Source organism: Streptomyces sp. BRA346 (assembly GCF_052851135.1).
Map to the genome: position 1 here is coordinate 36078 of NZ_JAIWIH010000023.1, position 22243 is coordinate 58320.

The 22243-nt window shown below is 71.6% G+C and carries 20 protein-coding genes and 1 pseudogene; 10 read left to right on the forward strand and 11 right to left on the reverse strand.

The genetic code is table 11. The features are described from left to right. Positions 1-3 precede the first annotated feature (3 nt). Positions 4-576: a L,D-transpeptidase family protein gene (locus LCH29_RS25980; RefSeq protein WP_446464248.1), complete on the forward strand. Its 573-nt coding sequence runs from the start codon at positions 4-6 to the stop codon at positions 574-576. A 252-nt stretch (positions 577-828) separates the two neighbouring features. On the opposite strand, the gene LCH29_RS25985 is transcribed toward LCH29_RS25980, so the two are convergent. From LCH29_RS25985 to LCH29_RS26000, 4 genes are all read right to left on the reverse strand, one after another. After that, positions 829-2028, reverse strand: a complete 1200-nt coding sequence (locus tag LCH29_RS25985) for a hypothetical protein (protein WP_446464140.1) — start codon at positions 2026-2028, stop codon at positions 829-831. After that, a complete protein-coding gene (locus tag LCH29_RS25990; RefSeq protein WP_446464249.1) occupies positions 2028-2672 on the reverse strand; it encodes an RNA polymerase sigma factor in 645 nt (214 codons plus the stop codon). The genes LCH29_RS25985 and LCH29_RS25990 overlap by 1 nt, the downstream gene beginning before the upstream one ends. A 55-nt stretch (positions 2673-2727) precedes the next feature. After that, the gene (locus tag LCH29_RS25995) at positions 2728-3654 is read right to left on the reverse strand and encodes a DUF4328 domain-containing protein (protein WP_446464250.1); all 927 of its coding nucleotides are present in this window, start codon (positions 3652-3654) and stop codon (positions 2728-2730) included. Between the two features lie 496 nt (positions 3655-4150). Then, positions 4151-5806 carry a beta-N-acetylhexosaminidase gene (locus tag LCH29_RS26000; protein WP_446464141.1) on the reverse strand — a complete coding sequence of 552 codons (1656 nt, stop codon included), beginning with the start codon at positions 5804-5806 and terminating at the stop codon, positions 4151-4153. A 168-nt stretch (positions 5807-5974) separates the two neighbouring features. Here LCH29_RS26000 and LCH29_RS26005 point away from each other — a divergent pair, with 168 nt between their 5' ends. The 6 genes from LCH29_RS26005 (at position 5975) to LCH29_RS26030 (ending at position 11752) form a co-directional block, all read left to right on the forward strand. Further along, on the forward strand, positions 5975-6535 hold the full coding sequence (locus LCH29_RS26005; RefSeq protein ID WP_446464251.1) for a 2-oxo-4-hydroxy-4-carboxy-5-ureidoimidazoline decarboxylase: 561 nt from the start codon (positions 5975-5977) through the stop codon (positions 6533-6535). A 157-nt stretch (positions 6536-6692) separates the two neighbouring features. Beyond that, complete coding sequence (gene sdhC / locus LCH29_RS26010) at positions 6693-7073, forward strand: succinate dehydrogenase, cytochrome b556 subunit (protein WP_123107239.1); 381 nt, start codon at positions 6693-6695, stop codon at positions 7071-7073. Positions 7074-7078: 5 nt separating this feature from the next. Beyond that, positions 7079-7549, forward strand: coding sequence for a succinate dehydrogenase hydrophobic membrane anchor subunit (locus LCH29_RS26015; RefSeq protein ID WP_446464142.1), 471 nt, complete (start codon positions 7079-7081; stop codon positions 7547-7549). A gap of 24 nt (positions 7550-7573) precedes the next feature. After that, complete coding sequence (gene sdhA / locus LCH29_RS26020; RefSeq protein ID WP_123107237.1) at positions 7574-9328, forward strand: succinate dehydrogenase flavoprotein subunit; 1755 nt, start codon at positions 7574-7576, stop codon at positions 9326-9328. After that, a complete protein-coding gene (locus LCH29_RS26025) occupies positions 9328-10101 on the forward strand; it encodes a succinate dehydrogenase iron-sulfur subunit (RefSeq protein WP_446464143.1) in 774 nt (257 codons plus the stop codon). The genes sdhA and LCH29_RS26025 overlap by 1 nt, the downstream gene beginning before the upstream one ends. A 223-nt stretch (positions 10102-10324) precedes the next feature. After that, the gene (locus LCH29_RS26030) at positions 10325-11752 is read left to right on the forward strand and encodes a serine/threonine protein kinase (RefSeq protein ID WP_446464144.1); all 1428 of its coding nucleotides are present in this window, start codon (positions 10325-10327) and stop codon (positions 11750-11752) included. 240 nt (positions 11753-11992) lie between these two features. Here the strand turns inward: LCH29_RS26030 and LCH29_RS26035 are convergent, their stop codons facing one another. Further along, on the reverse strand, positions 11993-13360 hold the full coding sequence (locus LCH29_RS26035; protein ID WP_446464145.1) for a metallophosphoesterase: 1368 nt from the start codon (positions 13358-13360) through the stop codon (positions 11993-11995). An 88-nt stretch (positions 13361-13448) separates the two neighbouring features. Then, positions 13449-13700 carry an SCO4848 family membrane protein gene (locus LCH29_RS26040; protein ID WP_055547269.1) on the reverse strand — a complete coding sequence of 84 codons (252 nt, stop codon included), beginning with the start codon at positions 13698-13700 and terminating at the stop codon, positions 13449-13451. 10 nt (positions 13701-13710) lie between these two features. On the opposite strand from LCH29_RS26040, the gene LCH29_RS26045 reads away from it, so the two are divergent. Further along, a complete protein-coding gene (locus tag LCH29_RS26045; RefSeq protein WP_446464146.1) occupies positions 13711-15066 on the forward strand; it encodes a D-alanyl-D-alanine carboxypeptidase family protein in 1356 nt (451 codons plus the stop codon). A 3-nt stretch (positions 15067-15069) separates the two neighbouring features. On the opposite strand, the gene LCH29_RS26050 is transcribed toward LCH29_RS26045, so the two are convergent. The 3 genes from LCH29_RS26050 to trpS all read right to left on the reverse strand — a co-directional run bounded on the left by LCH29_RS26050 (position 15070) and on the right by trpS (position 18018). Beyond that, positions 15070-16047 (reverse strand): YihY/virulence factor BrkB family protein, encoded by a 978-nt coding sequence (locus tag LCH29_RS26050; RefSeq protein ID WP_446464147.1) that lies wholly within the window; start codon positions 16045-16047, stop codon positions 15070-15072. 118 nt (positions 16048-16165) lie between these two features. Further along, complete coding sequence (locus LCH29_RS26055) at positions 16166-16777, reverse strand: 2'-5' RNA ligase family protein (protein WP_446464148.1); 612 nt, start codon at positions 16775-16777, stop codon at positions 16166-16168. Between the two features lie 227 nt (positions 16778-17004). After that, the gene (trpS, locus tag LCH29_RS26060; protein ID WP_123106313.1) at positions 17005-18018 is read right to left on the reverse strand and encodes a tryptophan--tRNA ligase; all 1014 of its coding nucleotides are present in this window, start codon (positions 18016-18018) and stop codon (positions 17005-17007) included. A 187-nt stretch (positions 18019-18205) separates the two neighbouring features. Here trpS and LCH29_RS26065 point away from each other — a divergent pair. Further along, positions 18206-18757: pseudogene (locus tag LCH29_RS26065) on the forward strand (RNA polymerase sigma factor); the annotation flags it as partial. 562 nt (positions 18758-19319) lie between these two features. After that, positions 19320-20546, forward strand: coding sequence for an ornithine--oxo-acid transaminase (rocD, locus tag LCH29_RS26070; RefSeq protein ID WP_446464149.1), 1227 nt, complete (start codon positions 19320-19322; stop codon positions 20544-20546). A 68-nt stretch (positions 20547-20614) separates the two neighbouring features. Here the strand turns inward: rocD and LCH29_RS26075 are convergent, their stop codons facing one another. Next, positions 20615-21802, reverse strand: a complete 1188-nt coding sequence (locus LCH29_RS26075; protein WP_446464150.1) for a glutathionylspermidine synthase family protein — start codon at positions 21800-21802, stop codon at positions 20615-20617. 15 nt (positions 21803-21817) lie between these two features. Beyond that, positions 21818-22171, reverse strand: coding sequence for a hypothetical protein (locus LCH29_RS26080; RefSeq protein WP_446464151.1), 354 nt, complete (start codon positions 22169-22171; stop codon positions 21818-21820). Positions 22172-22243: the final 72 nt, after the last annotated feature.

The following is a 22243-nucleotide window of genomic DNA, read 5'->3' on the forward strand; positions in this document are numbered from 1 at the left end:
CGGCTGCGCCGGCTCGGGCACTTCGACCGCAACCCGACCGGCTACTTCGGCACGGTGACGCGCGCGTCGGTGACCTCCTACCAGCGCGCCCGCGGCCTGCCGGCCACCGGCTCGGTGGACAGCCGCACCTGGACCTCCCTGCGGTCCCGCACCACCCCGCCCACCCGCGACGAGCTGTACCCGCCGACCACCAACCCGCCGGCCAAGCCGGACTCGCGGTGCCTGACCGGGCGGGTGCTGTGCATCAGCAAGAGCAGCCGGACGCTGGCGTGGATGATCAACGGCCGGGTCGTCTCGGCCATGGACGTGCGCTTCGGCTCGCAGTACACGCCGACCCGGGAGGGGCTCTTCCAGGTCAACTTCAAGAGCCGGGACCACGTCTCGACGATCTACGACACCCCGATGCCGTACGCGATGTTCTTCAGCGGCGGCCAGGCGGTGCACTACTCGGCCGACTTCGCCGCCCGCGGCTACAACGGGGCGTCGCACGGATGTGTGAACGTCCGCGACAAGAAGAAGATCGCGGCGGTCTTCGACCAAGTGAAAGCGGGCGACAAGGTCGTGGTCTACAAGTAAGGGCCGCAACCGTCAATGGAGGGACCACGACGGTGAGAACCCGGTCCGCGAGAGCGGCGCCGGCTGAGTGTGCAAAGAAAGGGGTGGCGCGGGCAGAGCCGGGGGAACGTGCTCTGCCCGCGCCGATGCGCGGAGCCGTCGGTACGGGGGGAACCTCGGCTCTCGCGCGGCCGATGACCAGTCGGCCCGTTTCTTACAGCGTCACCCCTGAAAAAAACGTCACACCAGATGCGCGGGGGGTGCGCGGGCGCCTCAGGGAGCGCCGGATTTCGCAGGCGTCGCGGAGTCGGACGGCGTCGCGGACGAGTCCTTGGACGAGCCGCCGGACGAGGTCTCGGACGAGCCGCCGGACGGGGTGTCGGACAGTTCCTTCGACGGGGTGCCGGACAGGGTGCTCGACGGGGTGTCGGACGACGGCGTGGGCTCCGGGCTCGGCGTACCGCCGCCGTCCCCGGAGGGCGGCGGGGGCGCGGGGTTGGAGGACCCGCCGTCGTCGCTCCCGGAGTCGTCCCCGGTACCGGCGGACGTGCCCGTATCGTCGGTACCGCCGCGCGGAACGGGGTCGTCGCCGACGAGCCGTACGCAGTAGCCGTGGATCGCGGACCGGCTGCCCGCCGCCCGCTTCAGCTTCTGCATCGCCTCCGGGCCGACGCCGGGGCCGGTTCCGGCCTCCGCCGCCAGGTAGCGGCGGCAGGCGCCCAGGGCACGCTGTCCGGTGCCGTTGTCCGGGCCGGTGCCGGTGCCCCAGGCGCCGGACTTCGCCCCCTTGCCCTTGCCCTGCTTGCCGGGCTTGTCCTGCCGGTCGTGCTTGCCGTGCTTGCCCTTGCCGTCGTGGCCGCCCGGCACGCCGCGGCCCTGGGCACCCTCCGAGGTGCCGGGGGCGTGGGGATCGGGCGAGCCGTCGTCCTCGGAGATCTCCGGCCGCGCCGACTCCCCGCTCCCGGGGCCGGTGTCCGACACGCTCGAGCCCGGGCCCGGGGTGCCGCCGCTCTGCCCGAACGGCAGCACACCGGCCGCCGCCGCGACCGCGAAGCCGCTCAGCGCGCACCCGGCGACCGCGGCCACCATGCCCGCGCGCAGCGGACGCCGCCTCCCGCGCCATCCGGTCCGCGGCGCGGCAGGGTCGGCCGGTCGCGCTATGCGCGTTGACTTGTCCCCCACCTGGCCTTCCGCCGAAATGGCGACCACCGACGGCTTGGCGTGGGCGGCGCGGAAAGCGGCCACCGCCGCCTCCTCGCCGGGGAGCGGGGCGGTGCTGTCGGCGTTGGCGCCGTCGGTGCGGCGCCCCGCCTCGGCCACGGCGCCGAGCACGGCCGCCAGGCGTTCCGCTTCGGCGTGCGGCCGATCGTTCCGGCCGTCGGGGGTGCCGTGCTGCCCCTCGACCGGTTCACCGCGAAGCAGCCGCTCCGCGGCCATGTCATCCAGCCAGCTATAGCGGTGGTCGTCGGCCATCACATGTCTTTCTGCGTTGGCGCGCCCGATTCCGTCACACCCGCGGACCTGGCCACCCCCGTCTCCCGCTGCCCGGGTATCCCGTCGAGCACGGGCGTGTCACCGAGGAGATCGGCCAGCCGCCGCAGGCCGCGGTGGGCGGCGGTGCGTACCGCGCCGGGGCGTTTGCCGAGGACCGCGGCCGCGCTCTTGGCGTCCAGTCCGAGCACCACCCGCAGCACCACCGCCTCCGCCTGGTCCTGCGGGAGCTGGGCGACGAGGCTGAGCGCGCGGCCGGTGCCGAGGGACTCCAGCGCCTCTGAGGCGGTGTCGGCCTCGGACGCCCGGGCCTCCAGCTCGGTCTCGTCACCGCCGATGACCGGGCGGCGGCCGCGCATCCGTATGTGGTCGAGGGCGCGGTTGCGGGCGATGCGGGCGGCCCAGCCGCGGAACCGGTCGGCGTCCCCGCTGAACCGTCCGAGGTCGCGGGCTATCTGGAGCCAGGACTCGGAGGTGATGTCCTCCGCGTCGGCGTCACCGACCAGGGTGCGGACGTAACCGAGTAGCCGGGGGTGCACGCATCGGTACACGGTCCGGAAGGCGGTCTCGTCCCCATCCTGCGCCGCGTTCACCGCGGCGGTCAGTTCCGCGTCGTCCCCCTGCACGCTCTCTTCCTGCCCCACTCGGAGAAGTCTCGGTCCAGCGATGCCGGGCGGCGCGCTAGCCCTGCCCGTAGGGCGACCCGGCGGGAGGGCCGGACGGCGGGGCGGGCGGGGCTTGCGGGACGACCGGAGGCATCTGCGGTGCGCCACCACCGTACGGGGACGAGGCGGGCGCGCCGTACGGGTTGGCGGGGGCGCCGCCACCGTACGGGTTGGGCGCGGGCGCGCCGTACGGGGACGGCGGCATCTGGCCCTGCGGGCCCTGCGGCGGCAGCGCGGCGCGCTGCTCCTGCATGGCGGTGATCTGGCGGACGAGCAGCAGGGCGAGGATCGCGGCGGCGATGGTGATCACCATCGCGAAGATGCTGATGCCGAGGGCCGACTTCATGTCCTCGATCACCCCGCGCACCTCGCCGAAGCCGCTGACGTCGCCACTCTCCATCTGCGTCAGCTTCGTGTCGGCGGCCGTGTACTGCACGCTTCCCATGAAGCCGACGCCGATCGAGACGAGGAGGGTCACCCACCAGCCGTTGAGCAGACCACGGTTGACTTGGTGCGGTCCCTGCGGGGAGCTGGCGCGCCAGATGTCGTTGGCGATCTGCTTGGGGAACCAGAGCTGCACCACGGGGGTGAACCAGGCCCCGGCGGCCCAGCCAGGGCTCATCCGATGCTGGCCGGGCGCGAACGCCTCGGCGTTCCGCCGCAGCCGCCGGAACCAGATGGCCCACACGATCGTGGCCGGAATGGCGACCAGGGCGTTGAGGCCGGTCATGGCCACGTAGAAGGCGTCGGCCTCGTTGGCGTCGTCGAGGGACACATCGCCGTTGTTGCTGAGCATGTCCGAGACGACACCGTACTGGCCCCCGCGCCCGATCATGACCAGGATCAGCGTGGGAATCATCAGAGAGAACAGCACAGTGAGCGCCGTGGACAGTCCGCGGCGCAGGTCGACGCCGCCCGGCGGCATGGCGCCCGCCGCGGGCATGTTCACGGGCGGCGCCGCGGCGTATCCCCCGGGTCCGGTGGTCGGAGCCGGATTCAGCTGTTGCTGATAGGTGCCGCACGCCGCGCAGCGACCGTCGGGGCCGACGGCGACAGCGCGGCAGTTCCCGCACGGATACATTTCTTGATCCCCCTGGGGACGTGGCCCGATCGGAGCCACGCGAGAAAATAAATCTGACCGCGCCCGCAGCGCGGACCTGCACGTTACGGGCATCCGACCGGTCCCGTCCAGAGTCGGCCCAGGGCATGGACACGCCGGGCGGGCCCGTGCGCGTGCCCGTAACGGTCAGGTTTCGGGTCCACAGCGGGTGTGACGCATTCGAAGCGTGCGACGCTATAAGGAGCAAGGGCCTTCACGGGCCCGCGCTGGACGGCGGTCGGGGCCTCTCCTGTGGGGGGTGGCGGCCCCGGCCGTCCCTCCTTCTCCCCCTGCCTTCCCGTGCCTGGCTCGTGCCGCGTTCTGCCCTGCCTCGTGCTGCTCAGACTCCCAGCCGCTCGGCGAGACGGGTGAAGGCGGACCAGCTCAGCGGGGGCTTCCCGGGGTTCCACAGGCGCTGGGAGAGCGCGGCGAGCGGCAGCCGGATGCCCCGGGCCACCTGCTGCTCGGTCTGCGCCTCGGGATGGTCGGACCAGACCGCGAAGCGGGCGCCGAGGATGCGGCTCGGGCCGGTCAGCTTTTTGTCGGAGACGGGCTGGGTCGCGCGCAGGGTGGCGGGCGTCCATTCGTCGTAGATGCGTTTGCCGGTGGGGTAATAGAAGCCGTTGGGCTCGCCGAGCACGTAGTAGAGGTACTCGGAGTTGAGGTTCACCACGTTCCGGCCCTCGCGCAGGTACTCCACCGGCGGCCGGGCGGGCCAGCGGGTGCGGCCGGTCCAGTACTCGACCTCGATGTTCTTGTCGGGCGCGATGACGCCGCCGCTGAAGAAGCCGTCGTTCCACGCCTTGGGCTCCTTGCCGAGCGACCGGGCGACCGCCGCCCGGTCGTTCAGCCAGCCGGTGGCCAGGTCCTGGACGGTGGCCCGGGAGCCGTACTGGCGCTTCGCGGCGGCGACGAGCTGCGGGAACGACGCCTCGGGGTCCTTGACGGTGAGCGCCAGGTACTCGTCGGCGCCCAGGTGCCAGTAGCGGCCGGGGAAGAGCGGGGCGTACTCGCGCATCAGCTGGTCCACGATCCGGGCGGAGCCCGGCTTGGAGATGTCCACGTCGCCCTGGAACGAGGTGCCGCCCGCGTTGCGCAGCTGGAGCTCCGGGTACTGCTTGATCACCGCGCCGAGGTGGCCGGGCGAGTCGATCTCGGGCACGACCGTGATGTGCAGCTGCCGGGCGAGCGCGACGATCCGCCGGACCTGGGCCTTGGTGAGGTGCTGCGGCGAGACGATCCCGGGGTTGGTATCGCTTTGGATACGGAATCCCTGGTCGTCCGAGAAGTGCAGGCCCAGCTGGTTGAGCTTGAGGTCGGCCATCTCGCGCAGCCGCGCCTCGATCCATCCGGCGGTGTAGAACTTGCGCGCGATGTCCAGGTTCAGCCCGCGCTGGGCGCGGCCGGGGCGGTCGTGGATGACGCCCTCGGGGAGCTTGCCGCCGTAAGCAACGGCCTGCTTCACGGTCCGGGTGCCGTAGAAGACGCCCGCGGTGGCCGGGCCGGTGACGCGGGCGCTGCCCTTGCGGACGGTGAGCGTGTACCCCTCGGCGCCGCCGCCCTGACCGGGCGCGACGGCGAGGGACAGATCACCGCGGCGCGGGGTGCCGGAGGCGGTGCGCAGCCCCAGCTCGGCGGCGGTCATGCGGGCCTCATCGGCGAGGGGGCCCTTGAGGTCGGCGACCACCCGGCTGTTCTTGCCGGGCTTCCAGCCGGGCCCGGACCGCGGCGTGAATTCGCGGACGGAGGGGATCGTGCGGGGTGCGGTGGAGCGCGGCCAGGTGGGAGAGGCGGAGGTGGGCGCCGTACTGGCGTGGGTGGCCGGTGAGCCCGCGGTGTGCCGCGTGGGGACGGAGGGAGCCCCTGGGGAGCCCGAGCCGTGCTGCGTGGGCTGCGTCTGCTGACAGCCGAGGCCGATGAGGACGACGGTCGCGGCGGCGCCGGCGACGCTGCCGCGGAGGATGGCCGCCTTGGCGGCCCCGACGGGCAACCCCATGGCGCGCACCTCCTGTTGTCGGACTGTGCTGTGCTGGGCCGCGATGTCTACTTCACGCCATAAAACGTCCCCCTACGAGTGAATTTACGCTCTCTCCGCCACACCTACCTCTTCGCGTCGTTACCGTGTACTGCTCACGCTTCCCAGCACACCTCCCCCACGCGCCCCCTGTGTCCCCGCGCGCCCAAGGAGTCCACGCTGTCCAGCTTCAGCACCACAGACAGCCTCGACCGGCTCAACCGCCTGGCCGCCGACGCCGCCGAGGCGGCGCTGCTCTCCTGCTGCGGCAGCCGCCGCTGGGCCCGGCTGATCGCGGACCACCGCCCGTACCCCGATCTCGACGCGCTGCTGGCCGCCGGGGACGAGGCGAGCTACGACCTCACCCCGGCCGATCTCGCCGAGGCGCTGGCCGACGAGTCCATGACCGGCCATCCGCCGCCCGCCGAGACCGGGGTCGGCTCGCTGGCCGCGCACACCGCGTTACGTGCCGCGCACGCCGCGTACGAGCAGCGCTTCGGCCATGCCTTCGTGATCTGCCTGGACGGCCTGGCCCCCGACGAGACGCTGGACCGGCTGCTGACCGGAATCCGGGACCGGCTGGGGAACGAACCGGAGGAGGAGCGGGTCAACGCCGCCGAGGAGCTGCGCCGCATCGCCCGCGGGCGGCTCACCCGGCTGGCGACCCCGGGTGCACCTATGTCGGATATCTCCCGATTCAGACCCGCGTGACCTGCCCACACGTGCTTCTTTGATCACACCTGAGCCCCCCGCGCGAGCGTTCCGACAGCACGTCGCTACGATGGCCAGGGCCGGTGGACCGTACCCGGCCGGGCCCGACCGACAGTCAAGCCGGCAGGCCCCAGTCCCCGCTTCCGGAGGGTTTTCCGTGCCGGCTGGAACGCTGTACCGCGGCCGGGAAGGCATGTGGTCCTGGGTGGCTCATCGAGTCACCGGCGTCCTCATCTTCTTCTTCCTGTTCGTGCATGTCCTGGACACATCGCTCGTCCGTGTGTCCCCCGAGGCGTACGACGACGTGGTCGCGACGTACAAGACGCCCATCGTGAACCTGATGGAGTACGGCCTCGTGGCCGCCATCCTGTTCCACGCCCTCAACGGGCTGCGCGTCATCGCCGTGGACTTCTGGTCGAAGGGCCCGAAGTACCAGCGCCAGATGCTGTGGTCCGTGGTCGGAATCTGGGCCGTCCTCATGGCCGGTGCCTTCTACCCGATCCTCCAGCACACGCTGCGCGAACTGTTCGGGAGCTGACGCACATGTCCGCCGAGACCACCACCCCCGCGACCGACGCCGTCAGCGCGTACGACGTGGACCACCCGGCGCCGGTCATCGAGCCGCCGCGGGCCCGTACCCGTAAGACGCCCAAGGCGACCCGTACCAACTTCGAGATGTACGGCTGGCTCTTCATGCGCCTGTCCGGCATCGTGCTGGTCGTCCTCGTCCTGGGCCATCTGCTGATCCAGCTGGTGCTGGACGGCGGTGTCACCAAGATCGGCTTTGCCTTCGTGGCCGGCCGCTGGGCCTCGCCGTTCTGGCAGGCATGGGACCTGATCATGCTGTGGCTCGCCACGCTGCACGGCGCGAACGGCCTGCGCACGATCATCAACGACTACGCGGAGCGGGACAACACCCGCCTGTGGCTGAAGGGGCTGCTCTACACGGCGGCCGGATTCACCATCGTGCTCGGCACCCTGGTGATCTTCACCTTCGACCCGAACATCCGCTAGGCCCCGGGGCTGAGGTATCCACTCATGAAGATCCACAAGTACGACACCGTCATCGTGGGCGCCGGCGGCGCCGGCATGCGCGCGGCCATCGAGTCGACGAAGCGCAGCCGTACGGCGGTGCTCACCAAGCTGTACCCGACCCGCTCCCACACCGGCGCCGCCCAGGGCGGCATGGCCGCCGCCCTCGCGAACGTCGAGGAGGACAACTGGGAGTGGCACACCTTCGACACGATCAAGGGCGGCGACTACCTGGTCGATCAGGACGCCGCCGAGATCCTGGCGAAGGAGGCCATCGACTCGGTCCTCGACCTGGAGAAGATGGGCCTGCCGTTCAACCGGACCCCGGACGGCACGATCGACCAGCGCCGCTTCGGCGGCCACAGCCGTAACCACGGCGAGGCCCCGGTCCGCCGGTCCTGCTACGCCTCGGACCGCACCGGCCACATGATCCTCCAGACGCTGTACCAGAACTGCGTCAAGGAGGGCGTGGAGTTCTACAACGAGTTCTACGTCCTGGACCTCCTGATGACCGAGGTCGACGGGGTCAAGCGCACCGCCGGTGTCGTGGCGTACGAGCTGGCCACCGGCGAACTGCACGTCTTCCAGGCGAAGTCCGTCGTCTTCGCCTCCGGCGGCTGCGGCAAGTTCTTCAAGGTCACCTCCAACGCGCACACCCTCACCGGTGACGGCCAAGCCGTCGCGTACCGGCGCGGACTGCCGCTGGAGGACATGGAGTTCTTCCAGTTCCACCCGACCGGCATCTGGCGCATGGGCATCCTGCTGACGGAGGGCGCCCGCGGTGAGGGCGGCATCCTCCGCAACAAGGACGGCGAGCGCTTCATGGAGAAGTACGCGCCGGTCATGAAGGACCTGGCCTCGCGCGACGTGGTGTCACGGTCCATCTACACGGAGATCCGCGAAGGCCGCGGCTGCGGCCCCGAGGGCGACCACGTCTTCCTCGACCTGACCCACCTGCCGCCGGAGCAGCTGGACGCCAAGCTGCCGGACATCACCGAGTTCGCGCGCACCTACCTGGGCATCGAGCCGTACACCGACCCGATCCCGATCCAGCCCACCGCGCACTACACGATGGGCGGCATCCCGACCAACGTCGAGGGCGAGGTGCTGTCCGACAACGACACCGTCGTGCCGGGCCTGTACGCCGCGGGCGAGGTCGCGTGCGTGTCCGTGCACGGCGCCAACCGGCTGGGCACCAACTCGCTGCTCGACATCAACGTGTTCGGCCGCCGCGCGGGCATCGCCGCCGCGGAGTACGCCGCCACGGCCGACTTCGTCGAACTCCCCGAGGACCCGGCCGGGTTCGTCCGCGACCAGGTCGAGAACCTGCGCGACGCCACCGGCACCGAGCGGGTCACCGAGGTGCGCCGGGCGCTCCAGGAGACCATGGACAAGAACGTCATGGTCTTCCGCACCGAGCAGACGCTCAAGGAGGCCGTCGAGGAGATCGGCAGCCTGCGCGAGCGCTACAAGAACTGCTCCGTCCAGGACAAGGGCAAGCGGTTCAACACCGACCTCCTGGAGGCCCTCGAGCTGGGCAACCTGCTCGACCTGGCCGAGGTCATGGCCATCTCCGCGCTGGCCCGCAAGGAGTCGCGCGGCGGCCACTACCGCGAGGACTACCCGAACCGCGACGACGTCAACTTCATGCGGCACACCATGGCGTACCGAGAGGTGGGCGCGGACGGCTCCGAGTCCATCCGCCTCGACTACAAGCCGGTCGTGCAGACCCGCTACCAGCCGATGGAGCGTAAGTACTGATGAGCACCCCCACGCTTGAGAAGCAGGACCAGGCTCCGGAGCCGGCCGACGCCACCGCCGCGCACACGATCACGGTCACCTTCCGGATCCGGCGCTTCAACCCGGAGGTCGCGGCCGAGGCGTACTGGGAGGACTTCCAGCTCGACATCGACCCCAAGGAGCGCGTCCTCGACGGCCTCCACAAGATCAAGTGGGACCTGGACGGCACCCTGACCTTCCGCCGTTCCTGCGCCCACGGCATCTGCGGCTCCGACGCCATGCGGATCAACGGCCGCAACCGGCTGGCCTGCAAGACGCTGATCAAGGACATCAACCCGGAGAAGCCCATCACGGTCGAGGCCATCAAGGGCCTCACGGTCCTCAAGGACCTGGTCGTGGACATGGAGCCGTTCTTCCAGGCCTACCGCGATGTGATGCCCTTCCTGATCACGACGGGCAACGAGCCGACGCGGGAGCGCCTCCAGACCGCCGAGGACCGCGAGCGCTTCGACGACACCACCAAGTGCATCCTGTGCGCCGCGTGCACCTCCTCGTGCCCGGTGTTCTGGAACGACGGCCAGTACTTCGGCCCGGCGGCGATCGTCAACGCGCACCGCTTCATCTTCGACTCGCGCGACGAGGGCGGTGAGCAGCGGCTGGAGATCCTGAACGACAAGGACGGCGTCTGGCGCTGCCGCACCACCTTCAACTGCACCGACGCGTGCCCGCGTGGCATCGAGGTCACCAAGGCCATCCAGGAGGTGAAGCGCGCGCTGATCACGCGTCGCTTCTGAACCGTCGCCGCTGAGGCTTCCGCTGGTTCGTACGGGCCCGCCCCCTCGCCCGGGGGCGGGCCCGTCGCGCTGTGGCGACTCATAGCGTTTTCACAGCCGTTGAACGCCCGCCGCGACCTCGACGTACCTCCAGGGGAAGAGGGTGGATGGGGCACGTTCATCAAGGGGTGAAAGCGTGACCGGCACGCAGGAGCGCGGCGCAGAGGAACGAATCGGCCGGCCCATGAGCGACAGCCGCCCGTTAAGTGTGGAACTCGAATGGCGCGGCGGGCTGGATCCGGTCCGTGCCACCCGCATCGGCCTGCAACTCCTCGCCGTTCTCGACTCCGCCCACCGCGCGGGCATCGTCCACGGTGACATCAGCCCCGCGCGGGTCCTGATGCGCTCGGACGGCGAGGTCGTCCTGTCCGGCTTCGGCCACGTCGGCACCGAGCCGTCGCGGCAGGTCACCGACCCCGCGTACGCCTCCCCGGAGCAGGCGCGCGGCACCGGCGCGTGCGCCGCGTCGGACCTGTGGGCGCTGGGCGCGGTCCTGTTCGCCATGGTCGAGGGCCGTCCGCCGCACCGGAGCCGGGCCTCGCCGGAGGAGACGCTGCGGATCATCCGGGAGGAACCCGCACCGTCCCCGCCGCACGCGGGGCCGCTCGTCCAGGTCATCCACGGGCTGCTGCGCGACGATCCGCGGGAGCGGCTGACCGCACCGGTGGTGCGCCAGGCCCTGGAACGCATCCTCAACGAGGGCGAACCCGTCCCGATCCGCTCCGCGCCGCGCCTGCCGTGGCTGCGCAATACGTACGAGGCGTGGTTCCCGTCGGCACGGCGCGGCGGCGGAGGAGGAAGCGGAGGCGGCAGAGGCGACGGCGGGCCCGAGGGCCGCCATGGCAAGCGCCGCGTCGGGCCGTTAGCGCTGGCCGTCGCCACCCTGGTCCTCGGAACGGTGGCCTCCGTGTTCGCCCTGGCCACCACCAGCGGCCTGACCGGCGACGACCGCGCCTCCGACACCTCCCCCTCCGCCCCGCCGACGGGCGGAGCCCCCAGCCTGCCGCGCGAGGACCCCCCGTCCTCCGCACCCGGCGATTCGGCCCCGCCCGGATCGTCCGCCCCCGGTCAGCCCCCGTCGTCCCCCTCTTCCTCGCCGCCCCCCGCCGGAGGCGGTGGCGGTGCCTACCCCGGCCCCGACGACCCTCCGCCGCCCGGCTACTACCGCTACACGAGCGAGGCGGGCGGGTTCTCCATCGACCTCCCCAAGGGCTGGAAGCAGGTCAAGAGCGGCTCGCGCTTCCACATCAAGTTCGCCGCGGAGGGCGACGACCGCAATCTGGTGGTGACCTTCGGGCAGGGCCCCGAAGAGGACCCCGTCGACGGCTGGCGCCGCCTCATCCCGACGATCGAGAAGCTGTACCCCGGCTTCCAGCGGATCGACGACATCCGCCGGGTCGACTACCGCGACTGGGAGGCCGCCGACATGGAGTGGAGCACCGCGGTCGGGCAGGACCGGCTCCGCACGTTCGGCCGCGGCTTCCTGGTCGGCGGCGGCCGGGGCTTCTCCATCCGGTGGACGACACCGGCCCACGACTGGAACGCCAAGGAGAACAAGCAGGCGCTCGGCGTCTTCCTCAGCTCCTTCGAGAAGAGCACGAAGGGCTCGTAGCCCTCAAGATCATTACGGCCGGTGCCGCCGTCCTCGGATCCTCCCGGGACGGCTCGGGCGCCCCGTTCGGGCGGCGGTTGACGACGCTGGTCGTCGGCCTGGCCCCGGGCGCGCGGGCGCGGCGGCGGTCCTCGGCCCTCGATCCCGTCGAACTGCTCGCCGTGGCCGCCGGATTCGCGACGCGCGGCGGTGGCCGACGAGCAGCCCGTACCGGCCGCGCACCGCGCCCCGGAATGGGCGTCAGGCGCGCGTTGAGGCCAGTTCCACGACGGTGACGTCCGGCGGCGCCCCGACCCGCACCGGCGGGCCCCAGGCGCCCGCGCCGCGGGTCACGTAGAGCTGGGTGTCGCCGTACCGCTCCAGCCCCGCCACGGTCGGGTTGGCCAGCGCCGCGACGTACTTCCCGGGCCACAGCTGCCCGCCGTGGGTATGGCCGGACAGCTGGAGGTCGACGCCCCGCTCCACCGCGTCGTCGATCACCACCGGCTGATGGGCGAGCAGGACGGACGCCCGCGCCCGGTCGCGGTCGGCGAGCGCCCGGTCGAAGTCGGGCCCCTGCCCCTCGTCCTCCCCCGTCACGTCGTTCACCCCGGCGAGGTCGAACCAGGGCAGCTCGACGCGCTCGTTCTCCAGAGGGCGGACGCCGAGTTCGCGGACGTGGTCGACCCACTGCTCGGCGCCGGAGAAGTACTCGTGGTTCCCGGTGACGAAGAAGCTCCCGAGACGGCTGCGCAGCCCGCGCAGCGGCTCGGCGGCCGGGCCGAGGTCCGCCACGCTGCCGTCCACGAGGTCGCCGACGACGGCGACGAGGTCGGGGTTCGTACGGTTGATCGTCTCGACCACGCGCCGGGTGTGCGAGCGGCCGAGGACCGGGCCGAGGTGGATGTCGCTGACGACGGCGATCCGGAAGCCGTGCGCGCGGCGCGGCAGCTTGGCGAGCGGCACGGTGACGCGCTTGACCCGCGGCCCGCGCAGCACGGTGTACGTGCCGTACCCGACCGTTCCGGCGGCCGCCACCGCCGCACCCGTGGCCACGGCCCGGGCGACGAACAGCCGCCGCGAGGTCGTCGTACGTCCGGTCTCGGCGGCGTCGGTCACCCCGGCCGTCGCGGGTGCCTCCGCGGTCTCGGGTGTCCGGGACGCCTCCGCCGTCACGGTCGCGGTGCCTCCCGTCGCGGCGGCGGGCACCGGGTCCGGGGCCGGGTCCGGGGCCGGATCGGGGGCCGGGGCCGGGGCCGGATCGGAGGCCGGGGCCGGGGCTGCGGCCATCTCGGCGGCGACGGAGCGGCGGCGCTTCGGCCAGGCGTGCAGGACGGGGCGTACCGCCTCGCCGACCAGCAGGGCCAGGGTCAGGTACAGCAGCAGCGCGAGCCACAGGTACCCCGGCCAGGCCAGCGCCCGCTGGATCGGGAAGGGCACGCCCGTACGCCCCGCGGCCAGGGCCCCGACGCTGATCAGCGGGAGCGCGAAGGCCGCCGCCGTGCCCGTACGGCGGGCCCGTCCGCCGGGCGCGGTCGTGTCGCGGATCAGCCGCCGCCACACGTACCAGTGCACGCCGACGAGCAGACCGACGACGGCCAGTGCGATCAGGACGAAGAGCACGACCATCCCTGGTCTCCCCTATGCGGCTATGTGACTACGCGGCTGTGTGGCTACGCGGCTGTGTGGCTACGCGGCTGTGGAACTGTCCGGACGGCTACTCTTCGGCGTCATTTCGGCGCAGAGCGCGCAACCCACGCAACCCGATCACCCCGATGGCCGTCCCCAAGAGAAAGGACGTGATCGCGAGCAGCAGATGCACCCAAAAGTACGCGGTGGGGTCGCCGGCGTCGTCAAAAGCGAGCCCGCTGGCGTCCTTCCACAGGTTTTTGACAAAGGTGAACCAGATGACCCAGCTCCAGACCCCGAAGGCGAGCAGGAACCAGGACACGGGGCGGCTGAGCTTCATGGTCTCCAGTATGGGCACCCGGCCGCGTACCTCCACGCGGGGGGCCACCGCCCGTAAGGTGGCGGCACTTTCGCCGTCCGCCACGGCTGCGGGTACGTTCGCAGACGTGCCGATCTCTTCGAACACCTTCACGTCGCGAAGCGCCGCCGCGCCGCCGGCCATCATCGCCGCCCTGCTGCTGTCCACCCTCATGTCCCCCCTGCTCGCCTCCCCCGCTCTCGCCGCCGACGACCCGGGCGGCGCCAAGGGGGCCGAGGCCGCGAAGCCTCCCGCCCGGATGTCCACGGTGGGCGGGGCGCGGCTCGGCCGACCCGGCACCCAGGTGGATCCGAAGCGGGGCGCGCCCGCGCTGCCGAAGGAGCTGAGCGGTAAGTCCTGGATGGTCGCGGACGCCGAGTCGGGCAAGGTGCTGGCCTCGCACAACGCCCACTGGCGGCTGCCGCCCGCGAGCACGCTGAAGATGCTGTTCGCGGATACCGTGCTGCCGAAGTTCCCCAAGACGCAGAAGCACACCGTGCGGGCGTCCGACCTGGCCGGGGTGGGCGCGGGCAGCAGTCTGGTGGGGGTGAAGGAGAACCTCGACTACACGGTGCACGACCTGTGGCTGGGCGTCTTCCTGCGCTCGGGCAACGACGCGGTGCACGTCCTGTCCGCGATGAACGGCGGCGTCCCGGCGACCGTGCGGGACATGCAGGCGCACGCCAAGAAGCTGAACGCGCTGGACACCCATGTGGTCACGCCGGACGGCTATGACGAGGACGGCCAGTACAGCAGCGCGTACGACCTCACGCTGTTCGCCCGGTCCGGGCTACAGAACGCGGACTTCCGGGAGTACTGCGCGACGGCGACCGCCCAGTTCCCGGGGGAATACAAAAAGGACAAAAAGGGCAAGAAGGTCCGCATGAGCTTCGGGATCCAGAACACCGACCGCCTGCTGACCGGCATCGACGTAAAGCCCTACAAGGGTCTGGCGGGGGTCAAGAACGGCTATACGAGCAAGGCGGGCTCCACCTTCACCGGGGTGGCCCAGCGCGGCAAGCGGGTGCTGCTGGTCACGGTCATGAACCCGCAGAAGTCGGAGCCCTACGGGGTCTACAAGGAGACGGCGAAGCTGCTCGACTGGGGGTTCAACGCGGCCGACTCGGTGAATCCCGTCGGTACCCTCGTCCGCCCCGGACCGGCGGGCCTGAACCAGAGCCATGCCTCGGCGGACGGCAAGAAGAACGGGGACGAGCACACCCAGGCGTCCATCTCGGGCGGTGACTCGGGCGGCATGTGGACGGCGGCCGGGATCGCGGCCGGTTCGCTGGCCGTGCTGGGCGCGGTGGCGTACGCGGTGCACCGCCGCTGGCCGCGCCGGGGGTGAACGTCACGCCGCCGAGCGGCCGGGCCCCTCGGCCCGGCCGCTCGGCCCGAGGGGTGCGGAACCCTCATCCCCGTCCCCGTCCCCGTCCCCGTCCCCGTCGTCGGATTCGGCGGCCTTCTCGCCCGCCTCCTCGGCAGCCGATCCGGTGGCGGTCCAGGCGGCGCAGTACAGCGTGAGCTTCGCGGTGAAGTTGATCCACAGCAGCAGCGCGATGGGCACGCCGAACGCCCCGTACATGCTCTTGGCCGCCACTCCCCGCAGATAGCTGCTCAGCAGCAGCTTCAGCAGTTCGAAGCCGATCGCGCCGATGAGCGCCGCGACCACGACCCTCCGGCGCGGCGGCTCGACCCGGGGCAGCCAGGTCAGGACGTAGCACAGCAGCAGGAAGTCGGCGGAGACGGCGATCAGGAACGCGGCGATCCACAACAGCCAGCCGCCCACCCCGTGCTCGGGGATGTGGAGGAGCTGCGTCAGCCGGCGGACGACGGTGACGGCGAGCGTCGAGACCGCGAACGAGGCGAGGGCGACGCCGCCCAGACCGATGAGGACCAGGCCGTCCTTGAGCCTGCGCGTCACCAGGTTCCCGGGATCCTCCTCCAGCTCCCAGACGGCGCGCAGGCATTCGCGCAGCGAGCCCACCCAGCCGATGCCGGTGAACAGCAGCAGGGCGCCCGCGACGATCCCGATGGTCGTGGCGTTCTGGATCAGGCCGCTCAGATCGAGTTGACCGGAGATGCCGGGGATCTGCTGGGCGAGCTTCCGCTGGAGCTGATGCATCTGCGACTCGGTGAGCGTCGCGGCGCCGATGGCCGCCCCCACGGTGACCAGGGGGAAGAAGGCGAGGAAGCTGATGAAGGTGATCGCGGCCGCCAGGCGGGTCCAGTGGACGCGATCCAGCCGTTCGTAGGAACGCCAGGCGTGGGTGCGCATCACGCGGGCGAGGGCGGGGCCGATGAGCGGCAACCGGGTCAGCCAGTCCATGATCAACAACTACCCTTCCGCCGATTTTTACTCCTCGGCGGCGGGTTCCCGTTTCTCGGCCACTCCACGACTTTCGCTACGCCATTCCGCCGACCGCTTCATCGGGCGGGGCGGGAGGTCACCAGGGAGAGGGCGCGGCCGGGCGGGTGAGATCGACCTGACGGGGCACCACCGGGGTGGCCGTCTGGGGCTGTTCGCCGGGCCCGCCCGCGCCGAAGGGATACTCGCGGTCGAGCCGCCAGACTCCATCCGTCCCCTGCTCGTAGAGCGCGAAGCCGTTGATCGTCCAGGCGGCCTCGAAGTCCTTCAGCTCCGCGAACGCCCGGTCCATCGCCTCCTCGTCGATCCCGTGCGCGACGGTGACGTGGGGGTGGTACGGGAACAGCAGCTCACGGGCGCACGGCCCGTGCGCCGCCCGGATCCGCTCCTGTAGCAGCATGCATTCCTCGGCGCCTTCGACGATCTTGACGAAGACGACGGGAGAGATCGGGCGGAAGGTGCCCGTCCCCTCCAACCGCATCGGGAACGGCCGCCCCACCGCCGCGACCTGGGCCAGATGCTCCTCGACGGCGGGCAGCGCCGCGGCGTCGACCTCGGTCGGTGGCAGGAGGGTGACGTGGGTGGGAATGCCATGGGCGGCCGGGTCCCCGAAGCCCGCGCGCCGCTCCTGGAGGAAGCTGCCGTACGGCTCCGGGACCGCGATCGAAACGCCGAGCGTTACGGTCCCCACTGCGTTCTCCCTCCTGGCCCTCCCGGGCTGCTGGGCTTCAGTCCGCTGCACCGGTGCCAGTGTGGCGGCTGTGCCGCCTTCGCGGCTAGATTCCTCGATTCTTCGGCACTCGGGCCGAAGAACCCCCTGGTCAGGGGTGGGCCGCGGTACACTCCCCCGGCGCCCGCCGGGGCCCCGCGCGTCCTGGGAGCCCACCGGGACGCTCGACGCGCGGCCCACCGGGACGCTCACCGCGTCGCGGGCAGGAACCCCACCTTGTCGTAGGCGAGCGCCAGCGTCTCGGCGGCGACGGCACGAGCCTTGTCCGCGCCCTTGGCCAGGATTCCGTCCAACGTCCCCGGGTCCGCCAGGTATTCCTGGGTCCGCTCGCGGAACGGCGTCACCCACTCGACCAGCACCTCGGCCAGGTCGGTCTTGAGCGCGCCGTACCCCTTGCCCTCGTACTTCCCCTCCAGCTCCTTGATGGAGCTGCCGGTGAGGGTGGAGTAGATGGTCAGCAGATTGCTGACGCCGGGCTTCTTCTCCTCGTCGAAGCGGATCTCGGTCTCCAGGTCGGTGACCGCGCTCTTGATCTTCTTCGCCGAGACCTTCGGCTCGTCGAGGAGGTTGACGATGCCCTTGGGCGTGGAGGCCGACTTGCTCATCTTGACCGTCGGGTCCTGGAGGTCGTAGATCTTCCCGGTCTCCTTGACGATGTACGCGTCGGGAACGGTGAAGGTCTCGCCGAAGCGGCCGTTGAAACGGTCCGCGAGGTCGCGGGTCAGCTCGATGTGCTGGCGCTGGTCCTCGCCGACGGGGACGTGGTTGGCCTGGTAGAGCAGGATGTCCGCGACCTGGAGGATCGGGTACGTGAAGAGGCCGACGGTCGACCGGTCGGCACCCTGCTTGGCCGACTTGTCCTTGAACTGGGTCATGCGGGAGGCCTCGCCGAAGCCGGTGAGGCAGTTCATCACCCAGCCGAGCTGGGCGTGCTCGGGCACATGGCTCTGGATGAAGAGCGTGCAGCGGTCCGGGTCGAGACCGGAGGCGAGCAGCTGGGCTGCGGCGAGCCGACTGTTGGCGCGCAGCTCCGCCGGATCCTGCGGAACGGTGATCGCGTGCAGGTCGACCACGGTGTAGAACGCGTCGTGGGTCTCCTGAAGCGCGACGTACTGCCGGATCGCACCGAGGTAGTTCCCGAGGTGGAAGGAGCCTGCGGTGGGCTGGATACCGGAGAGCGCACGGGGACGATCAAGGGCCATGTCACCCATTCTCTCAGGTGTGGAACCGGACTCGGTCCGCCGGTGTATCAAAGGTGTGAGGACTCGTGAGGGGGCGCGGGAGGGGGACCTCGTCGCGCGGGACGAAACGCAGGACGCAGCGCAGGACGAAGCGCAGGACGCAGCGCAGGACGAAGCAGGGCTCGTCGAAACAGGGCCGGATGCGGGCGTGATCGCTCGGGTGCGGGCCGGGGAGACCGGGGCCTATGCCGAGCTGGTGCGCGCCCACACGCCGATAGCGCTGCGCACCGCCGCGCTGCTGGGCGCGGGAGCGGACGCCGAGGATGTGGTGCAGGACGCCTTCGTGAAGGCGTATCTCGCGCTGGGCACCTTCAAGGACGACGCGGCGTTCCGGCCGTGGCTGCTGCGGATCGTCGCCAATCAGACGCGGAACGCGGTGCGCTCGGCGCGTCGGCAGCAGACGGCGGTCGACCGGGAGCGGGCCATGGCCGGGGCCGATCCGGCGATACCGGAGAGCGCGGATCCGGCGGCCATGGCGCTCGCGGACGAGCGGCGGGCGCGGCTGATGGCCGCGCTGGGGCAGCTGAGCGAGCCGCAGCGGTGGGTGGTCACCTACCGCTATCTGCTGGATCTGGACGAGGGGGAGACCGCGGCGGCCCTGGGCTGGCCGCGCGGCACGGTGAAGTCGCGGCTGAGCCGCGCGCTGCGGCGGCTGGAGCTGCTGCTGGAGGCGGACGAGGCGGTCCGGCCCGGTGAGGGGCCCGGGCGGGCACGGCAGACACGGCAGACACGGCAGACACGGCAGGGAGTGCGGGGAGGCATAGGGGATGGACGGGGAAGGGCTGCCCGGCGAGCTGCGGGCGCTCGGGCGCGCACTGGAGGGGCCACCGCCCGCCGACCCGGGGGACGGCCCCCGAAGGGAGGGCGTGTCGTCGGCACACAGGTCATCGGCGGCCGACGGCGAGACGATGGCCGAGCGGGTGCTGGCCCAGATCGTCGGGGTGATCGCGGGGGCGCCGGATCGCACGGCGCCCGGCGGCCGGATCCGGGAGGAGCAGTGGTGGCGGGAGCTGCCCGGGCTTGAGGCCGGGCAGGGGCCGACCGGCGCCCCCGGCCGGTCGGCGGACCGGCGGCGCGACGGGCCGCCCTCGGCCCGGCGGCCCGGGCCCCGGCCGTGACGGTGGCCCGCTCGGCTCGCCAGCCACGGTGCACACCCCCACCCTGGGTGGTGTCCCCATGGGTGGTGCCGCAGCCCCTCGGTGGTGCCGCAGCCCCTCGGTGGTGTCACAGCCCCTACGTGGTCACACGGAACGGAGGACGTCTTGACCTCGACCGAACGCCCCTCGGAGCGCGCCATCGCGGCCGCCGAGGCCCACAGTGCGCACAACTACCATCCGCTTCCGGTCGTCGTGGCCTCCGCCGAGGGGGCGTGGATGACCGATGTCGAAGGCCGCCGGTATCTTGATCTGCTCGCCGGGTATTCCGCGCTCAACTTCGGGCACCACAACCGGCGGCTGATCGACGCCGCCAAGGCGCAGCTGGAGCGGGTCACGCTCACCTCGCGCGCGTTCCACCACGACCGGTTCGCCGCCTTCTGCGCGGAGCTGGCCGAGCTGTGCGGGATGGAGACGGTGCTGCCCATGAACACCGGCGCGGAGGCGATCGAGACGGCGATCAAGACCGCCCGCAAATGGGGCTACCGGGTCAAGGGCGTGCCGGACGGGCGGGCCAGGATCATCGTCGCGGACAACAACTTCCACGGCCGCACGACCACGATCATCAGCTTCTCCACCGACCCGGAGGCCCGCGCGGACCACGGCCCGTACACGCCGGGGTTCGACATCGTGCCGTACGGCGATCTGGCGGCCATGGAGACGGCGCTCGACGCCGGGCCCGAGGAGACGGTCGCCGTGCTGCTGGAGCCCATCCAGGGCGAGGCGGGGGTGCTGGTGCCGCCGCCCGGATATCTGGCCGGGGTGCGCGCGCTGACCCGGGCGCGGGGCGTGCTGTTCATCGCCGATGAGATCCAGTCGGGCCTGGGCCGCACGGGGAAGACCTTCGCCTGTGAGCACGAGGGCGTCGTTCCGGACGTCTATGTGCTGGGCAAGGCGCTGGGCGGCGGGGTGGTCCCGGTGTCGGCGGTCGTGTCGTCCGCCGAGGTGCTGGGCGTCCACCGACCCGGGGAGCACGGCTCGACCTTCGGCGGCAATCCGCTCGCCTGCGCGGTCGCGCTGGAGGTGATCGCCATGCTGCGGACCGGGGAGTTCCAGGGGCGGGCGGCGGAGCTGGGCGAGCATCTGCACCGGGAACTGGCGCACATGGCCCACGGCGGGGCGGTGGAGGCGGTGCGGGGGCGCGGGCTGTGGGCCGGGGTGGACATCGAGCCGTCCCGCGGCACCGGGCGGCAGATCTCCGAGCGGCTGATGGACCGCGGGGTGCTGGTCAAGGACACCCATGGGTCCACCATCCGGATCGCACCGCCCCTGGTGATCGGCGAGGAGGACCTCGACTGGGGCCTGGACCAGCTCAGGGCGGTGCTGGCGGAATGACCGCAAGCGTCGTGGTGCTCACGTTGCTCACCTTGCTCGCGTGGTTACTCCTGTCGCCGCGGCGCCGCTCAGAGGATCACGTGCGGGATGAAGCGCGCGTACTCGTCCGTGATCAGCCCGGCCGACTCCCGGATGCCGAGCCCCGCCGGTTCGTCCTCCACCACCCACGCACCGAGCACCACCCGGTTGCCGTCCACGTCGGGCAGCGGGGCCAACTCCTGGTAGCAGCAGGGCTCGTCACGGATGACGGGCTCCGCGCCCGGCTGGTGCACGGTGACGCCCGCACCCTCCCGTCCGAGCAGCGGCTTGGCCACGTAGCCGGTGGTGCGGGCCAGTTCGCGGGGACCGTCGAGGTAGGCGGGCAGCAGATGGGGGTGGCCGGGGTACAGCTCCCACAGGATGGCCAGCAGCGCCTTGTTGGACAGCAGCATCTTCCAGGCGGGCTCGATCCACAGGGTGGAGCCGGTGCCGCCGCCGTTGTCGATCGTGTCCAGCACATGGGCGCCGAACCGGTCGGTGACCAGCCACTCCCAGGGGTAGAGCTTGAAGCAGGCGCGGATGAAGCGGTGCCGCATGTCCACGAAGCGGCCGGAGAGCCGTTCCCAGCCGATGTCCTCCATGGAGATCGCCTCGGTCCGCAGCCCCGCCTGTTCGGCCGTCTCCCGCAGGTAGGCGACGGTCATCAGGTCCTCGCCCAGCTCGTCCCCGGCCGAGTGGGCGAAGTACAGGGGCACGCCCGGCGGCAGCAGGGCGGCCTGCTTCCGCCAGGCGTCGACCAGCCGCTCGTGCAGCGAGTTCCACTGGTCGGCGCCGGGGAAGCGGTCCTCCATCCAGAACCACTGGGCGCTCGCCGCCTCCACCAGCGAGGTGGGCGTGTCCGCGTTGTACTCCAGCAGCTTCGCCGGGCCCGGGCCTCCGTCGTACCGCAGGTCGAACCGGCCGTAGACACTGGGCTGTTCGGCCCGCCGGTGCCAGGACTCGGCGACCAGCCCGGCCACCCGCGGATCGTCGATGCCGAGGTCGGCGAAGCGGTCGTGGTCGACGATGTGGGCGGCCGCCGCCAGACACATCCGGTGCAGCTCCTCGACCACCTCCTCCAGGGCCTCGACCTCGGGCAGCGTGAAGGCGTAGTAGGCGCTCTCGTCCCAGTACGGGCGCAGCGAGCCGTCCGGGTAGCGGGTCAGCGGGTAGATGACCCCCTGCTCCTCGACCGTGGCCTGCCAGTCGGCACGGAGGTCCATGATGTGACGCTTCATCGGGTGGTCGTCCGGTCAGCCGCCGCCGGATCCCGAGCAGCCGAAGCCGCCGCGGTCGGCGGCCTGGCTCTTGCTGAAGGTGCCGTAGTCCGCCCAGCGGCCGTCGACGTCGGCGTCGTAGTACCAGTCGCCGTCGACCCGCTGGGTGGTGCCGCGGCCGCTCTTCTTCTTGCCGCCCGTGGAGCCCGAAGAGCCGTTGCAGGCACTGGAGTCGACGACGCGGTAGCCCCTGGCGAAGTCGTAGCTGTCCCGGTCGACACAGCGCTTGTCGGGCTCCGACCCGCAGGAGGTGAGGGCCGCCGCGAGGGCGCCCATCCCGCCCAGGATCACCGTGCTCGACCGCAGCCGTCGTGGGCCTTTCCGTTCCATTGGTCCTGCTCCCCCGTTCGTTGGTCCGCCCACCCTAGAGGGGCTTATCGCACAAGTGAACGCCGGGGGTGG